Genomic DNA, 12,573 nt, shown 5'->3' with positions numbered 1-12,573 from the left:
ACATGTCTGGACGCGAACACCGGCCGGAGGATCTCCGACATCCCCATCGACGTGGTCGTCGGCCCTCCCCCGGTCGGGCGCGGCGGGGCGGGCGGGCCGGCGAGCCGGCCGCTGTCGTGGGTGCAGTTGTCGTGGCGGTGCCCGGCAGGTCCGGCTCGCTGCGCTCGGCCGGCCTCGCCTCGATTCCGAGCGCGGTCGACACCGCGGCTCCCCCGGTCAGCGGGGGTGATGGGTACGGGTGGCTGTCGCGATGCGCTCGAGTGCGGTTTCGACAGGAGTCCACGGACGCACGATCTCGTCGACGGTGTCCTGAGTGAGGCCGAGGCTCTCCATCTGCCAGGTGATGCAGAGCCGTCCGTCCTCGAGGTACATCGGTCGACCGTCGTCCCAGGTGGCGTAGCTGCCGATGACGCGGGTTGCGTCACGAGCTCGCATGCGCACATCGGTTTCGACGATCGCAGTGATGATGGCGCCGGGCGCGCACCATGAGATCTCGTGGCCGGCGAAGTCGGGATCTTCCTCGGTGGCGCCGATCGGCTCGACGGCGTAGAGGGTGCCTCGCGATGTCAGGGTGCCGGAGGGTGTGGTGATCTCGGTCTGGAACGCGAAGGCGCGAGCGAACTCCTGGCGCGTGCTGAAGTAAACGCGATCGGTGCGAGAGACGAGGCCGATTTGCGGCCGATCGCGGGGTGTGTATGAGATCGGGATGCGCGCGGCCGCGGCGTCATAGGGACTCAGGAGGCGTGAGCCGACCGTGAGGCCGGGGAACCCGCCATGCCAGAACGTGGGGCCCGTGTGCCCCTTGCTCACGGGGTCTGCTCTCTGCCGACTGCTTCTTCTGCTTCGATACCGGTGGCGAGGATGCGCAGCGCTCGAGCCTGCTGAGTGGGCGTCATTTTGAGCGGGGCGTCGACGATGTTGTGGATGCTCAGGCTGTACTCCCCGGCGCCGTCGAGCGTGATCGTGGCGACGGCGAGAAGCTCGTCCTCGTCGGGAAGGTTGAGCGGGAGCTGTCGGAGCATGCCTCTGCCGCCTGTCAGTCGCTCTGTTCGGTGGTCTTGCGGACGCTGGTGCGGGCACGCTTCCGGTAGGAGCGCAACGTCTTGCGGGGAGCCTCGTCGAGGAAAGCCTTGCCAGCGCCGCTGGCGAGCTTCGTGTTGCGCAGCTGGACTCGGTAGGGGTAGACGTCCTCGAGGAGCTCGCTACGGGCGACGATGGCTGCCCAGTAGCTCGGGAAGGTCACGCGCTCGACGAGCTCGCCGCCGGCGACGAGACGCTTGTCTGCGGCGCGGTCGCGGTCGGTGCGGGCCATGCGGACGGTGAGGACGGGCATTCCCTTGATCTTGATGATCGCGAGATCCCACTGCTCGAGGTAGCCCTTGTAGCCCCAGAGTGCGACGGCGTTCTCTGGATCGGTGGTGATCTTGGTCACGGCGCCGCGGGCGTAGACGAGATCCTTGCGCTCCTGGTCGAATGCGCCCTGTGGTGGGCGGACGAGCGAGATGACACGCTCGAGTCGACTGGCAGGAACTCCGTCGCGGATCCACCGGCGGATGGTGCCCTCCGAGACGCCGAAGGTGTCGGAGGCGGTGCCGGCGTTGACGTGGCCGAGCCGGTTGAAGCTGCCGAGGGCGGCGCCCATGATTTTGCTGAGCTTGTGGGCTCCCCAGGCTTGCTCGAGCGCATCGACGTCGGCGCTCTCGGGGGTGAACCACAAGGGTGCCGGCGTGTCGATCTCGTCTGGCATTACCTGACTCCTACTAGTGAATGTGACATTCACAGCCTAGAGGCGTGGGCGCGCTCCGTCAACCGAGCTGGTGCCGGCGCTGCGGCGAGCGCGAGGCGATCACTCGACTGCAGCGCCGCGGTAGGCGAGTACGTGGGCGACGAAGGTGGATCCGGTGTCGGCATAGAGCTTCTTGAGCGCTGGCGTCGAGACGGAGTCCTTCTCGGTGCGGGGCAGGCTGAGATCCTCGAAGAGGGCCTGCTGCAGCTGTTCGCGGCTGCGCAGGTTGATCTCGCGGCCGAGCTCGGCGAATGCGCTGTGAGCTGCCTCTTCCTGGGCGGTGTCGCCGGCGGTCTCGGTGAGGCGTCGCTGGATGAACGCGTCGGCGTCCTTCTTGCGGAACAGCGGCGAGCGCGCGGTCTTGGGTGCGACCGACTCGGGGAAGCCGGCCTTGCGCTGCTTGGTGCCGGTGGCGTAGACGCGCACCGTCTGCTGAGAGACGTTGAGCTTCTCGGCGATGTAGGCGTAGTCGACGAGCTCGGGCATGGAGGCTGCCATCGGCTGGTCCTTTCTCTGGTCGTCAGTCCGGTCACACCTGATAAAAGCGTGACATTCACTACATACAGCGTAGCGTGACGAGGCTGTGGTGCCGGGTCATTCGTGTCAGCGGAACTCGACGCCCTTGATGCCGTGGAACTGCCAACCGTCGACGTAGCGGTTGTCGTAGAGGCCGGTGAGGTAGTCGGTGGCGCCGGTGTCGCCGCCTTGCACCCAGGCGTCATAGAGCTGTTGCTGCTCGGAGGGCGACATATCGAGGTTGCTGAACCGTTCGGCGACGTACTTCTTGTCCGTGGGGTCTGCGGACGGGCCCTGCAGCGCGTTGATGCGGATGGTGCGCTGACGGGTGGGGATCTGGGATTGGATGCGCTTGGCGAGCTGACCGCGGCCGCGCTTGGTGGTGACGGACTGGCGGACGCGCTTGGTGAGCTCCTGGGTGATCGCGGCGCGGGGATTCTGCGCCCCGCGGATCCAGCGCTGCACGGTGCCCTGGGAGACTCCGAGCTTCGTGGCGGCGAGCTTCGTGGCGATCGGGAACCGGTCGCTCTGGCCGGGGAAGAGGAACTTGAGCATGGATTTGGTGTCGCGGGAGACCTCGGGGAGCTTGTGCCCGGTGAGTCCCTCGAACATCGCGGCGAGCTGCCGCGCTTGCGCTTCCTTGCTCAGTGCCATCAGATCAACTCATTCAGGTGTCGCTTGCCCTTGTAGGTGCCGTCGCCGTTGAGGAACTCGGCGTGATGCGAGAGCTGGTCGGAGCCCTCGTACTTGTACTGACCGAGGCCGCGGCCGAACCAGGACGGGTCGCCGGGCCAGGCCTCGAGCGGGTCGATGTGGTCGCTGGTGTAGACGACGGTGTCCTTCTCGATCGCGACGGGCCAGCGGCCGGTGCGCTCGGCGTTGGCGAGGACGCGGCGGATGATGTTGGCGCGGGACTTCGCGACGATCATGTCGTGGCGGTGCGGGGCCCACACGGCGAGGGTGTCGTGGTCGCCGCGGTAGTCGAGCATGCCGATCGCGGCCGCGTAGACGATCTTGAGGAGGTCACGAGCGGCCTGGTCGTCGACGTCGGTGGTGTCGAGGGTGGTGCGGGCGTCGCGGACCCGCTTGTACCAGGCCTCGAAGACCTTGGCTTTGCGGTCCCACAGCCAGGCTTCGTGGATCTCGAGCTCGAGGCCCATTTCGCTCGCGAGCTCGAGCGTGGGGGTGGTGACCCAGATCTGCGATCCGGTGAACCCGTCACGGACGATGCCTTGGGCGGCGAAGATGTCGGGCATCAGCCAGCTGCCGGGTTCCGGTGCGGTGATCAGCCAGTAGCCGGGCTTGTTCGTGGCCTTGGTGAATTGCAGCGGGCCGTCGTAGTGGGTGGGGGCTCCGACGCCGACCTCGGTGCTCGCGGCGGCGAGGTAGGAGCCTCCACGGTCGAAGCCGTGTACCCAGCGCTGCTCGAGCTCGTCGCCGAAGAGCTTGCGCTGCCAGTTGAAGTCACCCTCGGCCATCATCTGGTCCTTGACCGGGCCGGGGCGGTCCTGTGGGTAGTAGATCTCGTCGTGCTTGTCGCGGGGCAGCAGCGCGCGCATGAGCTTGGTGCCGGTGGTGCCGGCGCTGCTGCGGTAGGGGAACTTGAGCGCCGCGGTGAACTTCCCCAGGCGACGGGCGATGGTCGCGGGGTCTGGGTCGCCGTCGAGGATCGTGCTGATGAAGCGAAAGTCCTGGGCAGGGATGAGGGCGATGTGCGCGCCGATCCGGCGGTCATCCTCGCGCCAGATGTCGATGCTGCCGGCCATGGATCCGTCGCCGCTGAGCGAGAATCCGGTCTCGGTCGCCATGGTGATGAACGGGTGCCCCTTGGTGGCTTCGCGCAGCAGCTTGCCGTAGTCGGAGTCGGTGGACTCGGGCAGGGTGTCCAGCGGGAGTCCGAGAGCGAGAGCGGCTTCCATGGTGAGGAAGATCTGGCCGCGCTCGGTCTTGCGCGCCCCGTTGGTGCCCTGGTTGATGCGGGTGCCCAGGTTGAGGTCGGTGGCGAGCTGCGCGAGCTGGCCGGCGTGCTCGAGCTGACCGCGGATGGTGATCAGCTCGCCCGTGGACAGCCACAGCCCGTCCGTGTGGAGCACGCCGAGCGGTGCACGGAAGTCCTCGGCCGACGTCGCGACGGCGGGCTGTGCGGGCGCTGCCGGTCGGGGGGCAGGCGCGGCGGGTGATTCTGCGGATGCAGGCTGCTGGGGCTCGGTCACGGCGGGCTGTGCGGGCGCCTCGGGGGTGGTTGTGGCCTCGTCGACCTTGGGCGCCTCGAACAGCGACGGGATGTCGTTCTCGGGCGGCGTCTGGGGGCCTTCTCCCCCGTCCAGGCCGGTGTCGTCGTTCGGGGTGTCGGGGCCGCTGCCGGTGAGCGCGGACAGTGGGATGTCCCACACGCGGTGCTGCATCGACCGTCCGGTGCGGCGGACGACGCTGCGCTTGCCGGCGCCGTCCGCGATGAGCCAGCCGTGGGAGAGCATCGACGAGGAGAGCGAGGTCTTGGTGTCGCTGAACGCTTCATCGGCGCGCTGCGACATCTGACGGGCCACGGCGACGGCCGTCGTCGGGAACAGGTAGAGGCGGTCTTTGTTGATGACGCCGACGCGCTGCCCGTTGGGGCGCCACTGCGGGTTCATTCCGGTGGACTGGTCGGCCCACCCCAGCGAGCTCGCATCGTCGGGGACTGTGCCGTCCATGCCGGCTAGGTGAGCGTTGCCGTTGGCGATCGCCTCGCGCAGGTACTCCATGAGTTGCTCGGCGGGGTCGGATGCGGACGAGTCCTGCAGACTGATCGCCTCGGCGATGCCCGCTCGCGCCCACCCGTAGAAGTCGCGGGCCTCGTCGTCGCTGATGACGTCGAGGTCGCGGAGCATCATCAGCATGATCATGATGCCGCGGTCCAGGACCACGGCAGACTGCACGAGGCGGTCGTGGAGGCCCGCGTGCCCGTTCTGGCGGGGGATGGCCTCACGCCAGTAGGCCTGCGTGCACAGGCGGTGCTCGCTGTCCTCTTCGGCCTCGGTGAAGTCGTCGACGAGCTGCTGACGGCGCGCGGCCGTCCACTGCACGAGCGAAGCACCGATGAGCGCGCGAGCGTGGCGGGCGCGCTTGGACTCGAGGCGACCGAAGATCACGCCGCCGTTCTTGAGCGTGGCGGGATCCAGCGGGAGGTTGACAATGCGGGAGTCGGCGGAGCCCTGGGCGGAGAGTTCGCCGGACGTGATGATGCTGGCGAGGATCGGGCGGTCGGCCTCGGCGCCGCCGCGCTGCTTGCCGCGGATGCGACCGATGCCGTTGAACACGGTGCGGCCCAGGGTGCTGATGCGGCGGATCGCGTCGCTGGCGTTGCCGTCCGGGGCGAAGTCGTCGACGATCACCGGCACGTTGCTGATCGCGGAGAGGGTGCGCTGCAGGCCGATCGCGGTGGATCCGCCGGATGCGCCGGAGATCAGGCCCTTGGTGTTGTGGGTGAGGTTCGGGGCGAAGTACTGCACGGCCAGACGGCTGTGTGAGGTCTTGTAGGAAGCGAACCCGCCCACCAGGTGCAGCAAGATCGGGCCAGGCAGGACCGGGGCGGTCCAGGAGTGGCCGAGCAGCGGTGCGATCACACGGGCGGGCAGCTCGGATTCCCGCAGCGCCACGGTGCCGTCGAGCCACGCCTGGCGCAGCTGGTCGCGGTCGGTGGTCGGCTCGGGCATCGCGTAGATTTCGGAGGTCGTCGCGACGTCGACCTCGACGCCGAGCGCGCCGTTCTTGGCGATCGCGCCGGTCGCGTGCACGAAGTAGTCGCCGGTGTCGGTGGTGCGCCATCCGACCGTGGTGTGCACGATGCTGTTGTTCCGCGGCGGCTTGATCGCGTTCATCGCATCCCATGCCTGATCCGCGCCGCGGCGGCTGTTCGACTCGAGGAACCCAGGCCAGGGCATCGCCTTGGACCATGACCCGTCGCGGATCTGGTCTTCGGTGTACTTGAGCACCACCGACTCGGTCTGGAACTGGCCGGTCTCCTTGTCGCGGATCGGGTAGCCGCGATCGTTGCGGACCCACCGGGAGAACTTGATCACGTACAGGTGCGGGGGGCGAGCGATCTCGTTGTCCGTGCCGTCGTCTTCGATGGCGACTGTCTGGACCTCTGCCCAGCCGTGCATGACCCGATGGTACTGGTCGTCCTCGTCGCCGGGGGTGTGCTTGATGAGCACGGTCTGCCCCTCAACCACGCCGTAGTGGTTGCCTCGGATGAAGGGGCGCTTCTCGGGCTGGTCCTCGGGGTTGTCGTTGCCGAAGAACACTCCCCCGCCGCCGCTGCCGGTCTGCGTGAGGGGTGCGGAGGGGGTGATCTCGATAGTCTCTGCCGGCTGCTGCTCGTCGACGACGGGGCGGGTTGCGACCACGGAGGAGGCGACCGCTTGGGGCACGTCGAGACCTGCGACGATGTAGGTGTCGCGGGAGATCCGCGCGCCCTCCGCGACCGCGGCCGCGTACTCGGTCAGGGCGACGCGGCCCCGGTCGCTGAGTTGCTCCGCGGTCAGGTCCGGGTTGATCGCGTGGATCCGCTCGAGGCGGTTGAGGGACTCGCGCGCCCACGCCTCGGCGTGCTGCTCGGAGGTTGCCCGGTCCTGCTGGTTCTGCTCAAGCTGGGCAGTCGCTTCCTTGAGGCACACGGCGACGCCGGTGCGGCCGTGGACGAGCTTGTCTGCCTCGGCCGCGGCGACCATGGCGCGGGCGTCGTCGACGGAGATCTCGACGAGCGTAGCGACGGTGCCGCCGGCGTCCATGTGGTCGGTGAAGTCCGACTTGCGGTCGTCGAGGTTGGGCAGGTAGATCCGTGCCGGGATGCCCAGCTCCGCCAGCTGCGCGCCGACCGCCGCGGCCCGCTGTGCGCCGGCGGGATCGTTGTCGACGACCAGGTTGACGGTGGCGCCGCGGAACTGCTCGAGCAGCTCGGCGGGGAACGCCGTGGCACCGCCGGCGTTCGTCGTCGCGGCCAGGGCCTCGGCGATCGCGCTGTCGGCGTCCTTCTCCCCCTCGAGCAGCCACACGTCGCCGCCGGCGGCGACCGCTGCGCGGATCGCGGCGAGGTTGTACAGGAGGGGCGCAAAGCCTTCGGGCTTGCGCTTGACCCACCGGCCGTTGGCGCCACGGTAGCTCTGCGTGAACCTCTTGTGCCGCTGTCCGTCCAGGGTGGTCTCTTCGCGGTGCACGCGCTGCAGGACGACGCCGTTGTCGTCGACGTACTCGTAGACCTTGACCTGGCGCCATGTCGCGCCCGTCAGATCCGGAGTCTTGGGGGCGAGCTCATCTTGCGTCAGCCGCGGCGGCAGCGAGGGCCGCTTCGCCCGCGGGGTGCGCGAGCCGGTGCGGCGATCGGCGGGCAGCGGTGCGTCGAACAGGTCGCTGACGGTCAGGCCGAGCGCGCCGCACACGTCGCGGAGATCGAAGGCATCGCCGCAGCCGAAGCAGTGCAACATCACCTTGCCGCCGGTGCGGTCGTAGCGGATGCTCAGCGACGGCATCGCGTCGCCGTGCACTGGGCACAGCGCCATGTGCTGGCTTCCCTGCCGGCGGGGCTTCCACCCGCCCCGGTCCAGGGCCTCGAGAACACGATCGAGAGAGTTCGTAGCCGTCGACGTGCCGGTGTACTCAAGCGTCATCGCTGCAGCACACCCCCTCGGGTGCACGCTGCAGCGCCCAGCGTGTGCGACACGACGGCCACACCAACGCTAGACATCCGCAATATCGCGGCTATAATCATGAACATCCGATCATGGATTGACTGACTCAGCATCAGTAACTTGATCAGCCTCTGGCAGGAGGCTGTGACCCAAAAGCACTCAAGACCCCCGATGGTTGGCAGACCGGAGGGGGTTGAGTCTTTCTACGCGGACTTTGGCATGTCGAGCATGTCGAGCTCCTGTTCTGCCTCGCGCGTAGCGCGCTCGCGCGCCGCCTTTTCCAACTCGTCCTTGACGTAGTCCGGGATCTCAAGCCCGGCCTGCTGTGAGACAGCCAGCGCAAGCCAGCTGCTGAGGGGGATCCCAGACTCCGCAGCGAGGCGTTCGAGGATCGGGTCGTAGGCCTCCGGATATCGAACCGTCCTGACGGCGCGAGGGCCGTATGAACGACGTCCTGGCTTCGCTCTGGCTGGCATGCCCTGTTTCTAGCACGTAGCTGATTCAGAATCACGGATTGGTTCGGTGCGTCGCGCAGACGGCTCTGAGCTCTCATGCCAGGTATAGGCCCAGCCTCGGACGCTTCGCGGACATCGGTTCCCGAAAAAAGTTTGGCTTCGCTGTTGGTACACCTTTTACGCCTCGCGCGGGCGCGCATGTGTGAGGGCTGCCGCTGAAAAGGTGTACCAGGTGTACCAAACGCGATAAAAACACTGATCAGAAGGCAAAAATGCTTGGTACACCTTGCGAATCGGCAGGTGTACCAGAGGTAATGAAACCCCAGGTCAGCGCTAATTTCGTTGGTACACCTCAATTGTGTACCACTGCGCGCGAGTCGGGCTTTGCTGTTACAGCGACGTGCGAGCAATACTGCTGCGTCGACGAGGGTTGTGTGTCATCCGACGCTTCCTCGGAGTGGATTCCTCGGGTGGTGTGGCCCGTCTTCGCTCGCTGAGCTCGGCGTGTCGCGCTAGATCTCTCGATCGGCGGGGATCTTCCAGACGCGGGTGGGTTCTCCACCGATTCGCGCGGTCACGGTTCCGGTCTTGGTGCCGATCAGATGTAGCCGGCGCAGTGTCGTGGTGATCGCTTTGATGCTGAGGGTGGGGTCACCGTGCGCGGCCCGGATGAAGGGCAGCGCTTCGGTGGGGCGGATATACAGGTAGCGGTGGTCGGTGCGTCCGATCACCCACTCCTTGGTCTGGCTGGCGTTGTCGGTGAGCTCGCCGCCGTTGGCGAGCAGGTATCTGACGGCCTCGCGTAGGGCCCAGATGATTTGGTCGTCCTCGCCGAGCCATGACGTCGCGGGCTGGGCGGGAGCATCGAGGCCGAGGGTGCTCAGGATCGTGTCGCCGAGGTAGAACGCGGCGTCGAGGCGCCGGGGCTTGGCGAAGTCGGGATGTCGGGCGATGTTGATCCCATGAGGGTCGAGATCCAGGTGGGGCGCGTTCTGCTGCAGATAGCTCGCGATGATGCGTCGGCCGGCAGCGGCGGGTTCACTTCCCAGCGAGCGGAGCGGTTGAAGGCTGCGCGGACGCTGGGGAAGCTCGATGGTGATGGAGCGCTCGGCGCTGAGCGGCTGAATTGTCTGAGAGCTGGCGATGATCAGCGCGGAGGCCTTGCTGAGTGGGGTGGCGAATGAGACGAAGCTCTCGATCTCGATCTCGTCGAGCGCGCTGAGTGGTGCGCGGGGGCTGACGTGGGGGGCGCTGGTGAGGACCAGTGGCCTGCCGGGCACGACGGCACGTCGGACTCCTGCGAACGTGAGGGGGTCGATGTGTGGTCGTTCGATCTCGCCGGCGAGCTCGGCGAGTGCGTCGGCGAGCGCGTCTCGGGTTGTGGGGGTTCCCCCGATGATGAAGATCGGTGTCGGGAGGGGCTCGATGTAGGAGTACGCGATCGCGCGGACGAGCTTGTCGGCGTGGAGTGGGAACGCCTCACGCAGGGGCTCGATACCCGCAGCCCAGGCGCTTCGCGCGTGAGCTGCGGGTATCGAGTCTGCGAGTGTGCCCATGGTCAGCTGGCGTCGGTGTCGTCGGTGCGGATGGCGATGAGTTCGTGGCCTTCGGGGATCTGCGCTTCGAGCATCTCGCGCGCTTCCTGGTAGCTGCCGGCCTCGACGGTGATCCGCTCTGTGGCGGTGCTGCGGATGGTTCCGATGACGCGCATGGGCGGACCCTAGTGGTCGTCTCCGACATTCCCCGCTGTCATGCGCTGGCTTGCAGGTGCCGTTGCACGTACTCGTCGAGGGCGGCTCGGACGACGTCGGAGTCGGTCTTCATCCCCAGCTGCGCGCGCAGCTGGTCGACCTCGCGCTTGCGGGTCGGGGTGACGCGGGTGCGGATCGTCGGGGACGCGCCGGATCCCGCGGCCGTGCCGCCGACGCGGGGTCGTCCTCCGACGGCCCGTGCGACAGCCTGTGTGCTTCCGAGGGCCTCGAGGAGGAGCTGCTGCCCGATGGCTGCGGCGTCGGCGCCGTGGGCGCTATCCCCCGGCGTTGACGCGCCGGTGGGCTGCTCTTCGAGCGCGGCGAGGGTGGCGTAGCGCTCCTGGTCCTTCTTGCTGAGGGTCATTCGTTCTCCTCCTCCATCTGTCGGCGGTAGTAGGCGCCCAGCGGCATGACGTGGTAGACGACGAAGTTGCCGCCGGGCTTGAGTTCAATGAGCACTTCGATCAGCCGATCGGTCTGTGCGTGCTGTGGGCCGATGAAGACGCGACGCTGGTTGCGGGTGTCGCCGTCGTTGATCTTGACCTTGGTGCTCGTGTAGGTCGCGTTCTGCATTGCGTAGAGAGCGTCAGCGTGGGGGATGTCGTGCTTGTCAGCTGACTCCGGCCACTCGATTCCCATATAGGTATTGTGCCACAAAACACCTGTCTGGGGAACGTGCTGTGGAGAAGTCGATGCTCGCGGCCGCGCGGGGGCGTAGCTTCGCAGGATGGTCCACGACTGGCTGGCAGCCGGCACCCAGCCGCATTGCTGCGGTGTGGTGATGCGCGATCGCCCTGCCGCGTTGGCGTGCGTGGTGTGCGGCCGTGAGGAGGCGCTGCCACAGGTGGCCTCTCCCCCGGTCTTCGTCGGCGCGAGCATCCACGGAGGATGACCCTCTGCTACCTCGAGCTGGTGATGACTTCGATGATCCGGGGGGCGATCGCGGCCGGCGCCGGCGTGATGGGGTGTTCGGCGAGCTTGGTCGGGTCGGCTTCGCGCCAGATGATCCGCCGCTCGTTGCACCAGGTGCAGCTCGCCCCCCAGTGGTACGGGTCGGCGTCGTGCAGCCTGGTGCGCAGCGGCGCCGCATAGGGGCTCTGGATACCGGCACGCCAGCGGACGTGTGGGTGGAGGTCGGCCGCGGAGAGGTACAGGCGACGCCCGATGCCGAGACCCGCGTACAGCTCCCAGCGGTTGCCATCGTCGTGCGGGTTGTCCGGGTTGATCGACGGGATGTCGTAGGGCTTCGAGAACACGTCACCGAACCCGTCGAAGGGATCGACGGCGAATCGTCCACGCAGACCGCTCGCAGCGTGCTGCAGCACGGTCATCGGGTTCCCCTCTGGCGTCGTGGTGCGCAGCAGGTAGATGGTCGGGTCGTCCACCACGCGCCTCACCCGATCGACGTTCTCACGCGCGAGCTGTTCCGCGGCCGCGGCGGTGAGCAGCGGGTGGAGCAACTCGTCGTCACCGGCCTGCAGCACAGCCTCGGCCGCGGCCTCCTCGGCGAGGCCCGGAAGGTGCTCGAGCAGTCGCGGATGCCACTCGTTGGAATGCCGGGAGGTCCGCGCCCAGGCGTTCGCGATCTCGGTCAGCAGCATCGAACGCGCCCATCGCTGTGCTGCATCGTCGAGGCCGTCGCTCTCTTCGAGCTCACGGAGCTGGTCGCGTGCGCGTCTGCGGCCGAACCAGCCCGCGGCCGCGACTTCGGTCCGCGCGCGCCTGCGCCGCAGCACGCGCCGTAGGTACTCCCCTTCGGGGCTGTAGTACTCGTCGGACATTCAGCTGGCGAGGGTGGCGAGGGTGGCGACGATCGCGACGACCAGGCCGGCGGCGATCATGTAGGGGCCGAACGGGAGGTCCGTGCTCTCGTGTCCGTGCTTGCGTCGCACCGCCGCGATGATCGCGTGGGGGAACGCGAGGACGTAGGCGACCGCGATTGCGATGAACGGGAAGTACCAGGTGTGCCACCCGGTGAGCAGCCCCACGCTGAGAGCGAGTTTCACGTCACCGAAACCGACTTGCCCGAGCAGCCCGAACGCTGCCAGCAACACCGCGAGGCCGAGTGCGCCGCTGATTGCAGAGATCGCTGCACCGCCGGCGCCGGCAGTGATCGCGAGAGCGAGGACGGTGCCCGTCAGGAAGGCGGCGAGCGTGAGTGTGAGCGCGTCGGGCAGTCGACGCTCCTGCAGGTCCGTGCGCGCCAGGAGCGCCCCGTAGACGCTGTAGACGCTGATCATGACCCAACTGCCGACCGTGAGCCCGAGATCGGGGCTCAGGGGCGCTGTGATGGCCGCTGACAGAGCGAAGCCCCCCACAGCCGCGAGCGGGTACCGCAACGCCGGGAAACGTCCCGCGCGCGCGCTTTGGGGGGCCTCACGAGTTGTGGTCATGGG

The 12,573-nt window shown here is 67.7% G+C and carries 14 protein-coding genes; 1 reads left to right on the top strand and 13 read right to left on the bottom strand.

Going from position 1 to position 12,573, the window contains the following annotated elements:
- Positions 1-216 precede the first annotated feature (216 nt).
- The 11 genes from LL239_RS16005 to LL239_RS15955 form a co-directional block, all read right to left on the bottom strand.
- Positions 217-810 (bottom strand): hypothetical protein, encoded by a 594-nt coding sequence (locus LL239_RS16005; RefSeq protein WP_005052650.1) that lies wholly within the window; start codon positions 808-810, stop codon positions 217-219.
- The gene (locus LL239_RS16000) at positions 807-1,022 is read right to left on the bottom strand and encodes a hypothetical protein (RefSeq protein WP_005052651.1); all 216 of its coding nucleotides are present in this window, start codon (positions 1,020-1,022) and stop codon (positions 807-809) included. The genes LL239_RS16005 and LL239_RS16000 overlap by 4 nt, the downstream gene beginning before the upstream one ends.
- 14 nt (positions 1,023-1,036) lie before the next feature.
- The gene (locus LL239_RS15995; protein WP_005052653.1) at positions 1,037-1,747 is read right to left on the bottom strand and encodes a hypothetical protein; all 711 of its coding nucleotides are present in this window, start codon (positions 1,745-1,747) and stop codon (positions 1,037-1,039) included.
- A gap of 99 nt (positions 1,748-1,846) precedes the next feature.
- Positions 1,847-2,284: a DNA-directed DNA polymerase gene (locus LL239_RS15990; RefSeq protein ID WP_005052657.1), complete on the bottom strand. Its 438-nt coding sequence runs from the start codon at positions 2,282-2,284 to the stop codon at positions 1,847-1,849.
- Positions 2,285-2,389: 105 nt separating this feature from the next.
- Positions 2,390-2,956, bottom strand: coding sequence for a hypothetical protein (locus LL239_RS15985; protein ID WP_005052659.1), 567 nt, complete (start codon positions 2,954-2,956; stop codon positions 2,390-2,392).
- Positions 2,956-7,950: a CHC2 zinc finger domain-containing protein gene (locus tag LL239_RS15980; RefSeq protein WP_005052663.1), complete on the bottom strand. Its 4,995-nt coding sequence runs from the start codon at positions 7,948-7,950 to the stop codon at positions 2,956-2,958. Before LL239_RS15980 ends, LL239_RS15985 begins: the two co-directional genes overlap by 1 nt.
- 224 nt (positions 7,951-8,174) lie before the next feature.
- Positions 8,175-8,447 (bottom strand): hypothetical protein, encoded by a 273-nt coding sequence (locus LL239_RS15975; protein WP_005052665.1) that lies wholly within the window; start codon positions 8,445-8,447, stop codon positions 8,175-8,177.
- Between the two features lie 491 nt (positions 8,448-8,938).
- Positions 8,939-9,982: a hypothetical protein gene (locus LL239_RS15970; RefSeq protein ID WP_005052668.1), complete on the bottom strand. Its 1,044-nt coding sequence runs from the start codon at positions 9,980-9,982 to the stop codon at positions 8,939-8,941.
- Positions 9,983-9,984: 2 nt separating this feature from the next.
- Positions 9,985-10,137 (bottom strand): hypothetical protein, encoded by a 153-nt coding sequence (locus LL239_RS15965; protein ID WP_005052671.1) that lies wholly within the window; start codon positions 10,135-10,137, stop codon positions 9,985-9,987.
- A 38-nt stretch (positions 10,138-10,175) separates the two neighbouring features.
- Positions 10,176-10,541, bottom strand: coding sequence for a hypothetical protein (locus tag LL239_RS15960; RefSeq protein WP_005052673.1), 366 nt, complete (start codon positions 10,539-10,541; stop codon positions 10,176-10,178).
- Positions 10,538-10,816, bottom strand: coding sequence for a hypothetical protein (locus LL239_RS15955; protein ID WP_005052675.1), 279 nt, complete (start codon positions 10,814-10,816; stop codon positions 10,538-10,540). The genes LL239_RS15960 and LL239_RS15955 overlap by 4 nt, the downstream gene beginning before the upstream one ends.
- An 88-nt stretch (positions 10,817-10,904) precedes the next feature.
- On the opposite strand from LL239_RS15955, the gene LL239_RS15950 reads away from it, so the two are divergent.
- Positions 10,905-11,069: a hypothetical protein gene (locus LL239_RS15950; RefSeq protein ID WP_228164386.1), complete on the top strand. Its 165-nt coding sequence runs from the start codon at positions 10,905-10,907 to the stop codon at positions 11,067-11,069.
- Between the two features lie 7 nt (positions 11,070-11,076).
- Here the strand turns inward: LL239_RS15950 and LL239_RS15945 are convergent, their stop codons facing one another.
- Positions 11,077-11,958, bottom strand: a complete 882-nt coding sequence (locus LL239_RS15945; protein ID WP_005052679.1) for a hypothetical protein — start codon at positions 11,956-11,958, stop codon at positions 11,077-11,079.
- Positions 11,959-12,570: a prepilin peptidase gene (locus LL239_RS15940; RefSeq protein ID WP_005052680.1), complete on the bottom strand. Its 612-nt coding sequence runs from the start codon at positions 12,568-12,570 to the stop codon at positions 11,959-11,961. It abuts the gene before it with no gap.
- Between the last annotated feature and the right edge of the window lie 3 nt (positions 12,571-12,573).

This window comes from Microbacterium testaceum (genome assembly GCF_020781835.1).
In the GTDB taxonomy this organism is placed as follows: domain Bacteria; phylum Actinomycetota; class Actinomycetes; order Actinomycetales; family Microbacteriaceae; genus Microbacterium; species Microbacterium testaceum_H.
This window is presented reverse-complemented; position numbering and strand designations above follow the sequence as displayed.

Bases quoted from the DNA above. Each gene is read 5' to 3' on its own strand.
- LL239_RS15970 (WP_005052668.1), bottom strand. From the start codon at position 9,982: ATGGGCACACTCGCAGACTCGATACCCGCAGCTCACGCGCGAAGCGCC.
- LL239_RS15985 (WP_005052659.1), bottom strand. From the start codon at position 2,956: ATGGCACTGAGCAAGGAAGCGCAAGCGCGGCAGCTCGCCGCGATGTTC.
- LL239_RS15990 (WP_005052657.1), bottom strand. From the start codon at position 2,284: ATGGCAGCCTCCATGCCCGAGCTCGTCGACTACGCCTACATCGCCGAG.
- LL239_RS15980 (WP_005052663.1), bottom strand. From the start codon at position 7,950: ATGACGCTTGAGTACACCGGCACGTCGACGGCTACGAACTCTCTCGAT.
- LL239_RS15945 (WP_005052679.1), bottom strand. From the start codon at position 11,958: ATGTCCGACGAGTACTACAGCCCCGAAGGGGAGTACCTACGGCGCGTG.
- LL239_RS15960 (WP_005052673.1), bottom strand. From the start codon at position 10,541: ATGACCCTCAGCAAGAAGGACCAGGAGCGCTACGCCACCCTCGCCGCG.
- LL239_RS16000 (WP_005052651.1), bottom strand. From the start codon at position 1,022: ATGCTCCGACAGCTCCCGCTCAACCTTCCCGACGAGGACGAGCTTCTC.
- LL239_RS15940 (WP_005052680.1), bottom strand. From the start codon at position 12,570: ATGACCACAACTCGTGAGGCCCCCCAAAGCGCGCGCGCGGGACGTTTC.
- LL239_RS15950 (WP_228164386.1), top strand. From the start codon at position 10,905: ATGGTCCACGACTGGCTGGCAGCCGGCACCCAGCCGCATTGCTGCGGT.
- LL239_RS15955 (WP_005052675.1), bottom strand. From the start codon at position 10,816: ATGGGAATCGAGTGGCCGGAGTCAGCTGACAAGCACGACATCCCCCAC.
- LL239_RS15965 (WP_005052671.1), bottom strand. From the start codon at position 10,137: ATGCGCGTCATCGGAACCATCCGCAGCACCGCCACAGAGCGGATCACC.
- LL239_RS15975 (WP_005052665.1), bottom strand. From the start codon at position 8,447: ATGCCAGCCAGAGCGAAGCCAGGACGTCGTTCATACGGCCCTCGCGCC.
- LL239_RS15995 (WP_005052653.1), bottom strand. From the start codon at position 1,747: ATGCCAGACGAGATCGACACGCCGGCACCCTTGTGGTTCACCCCCGAG.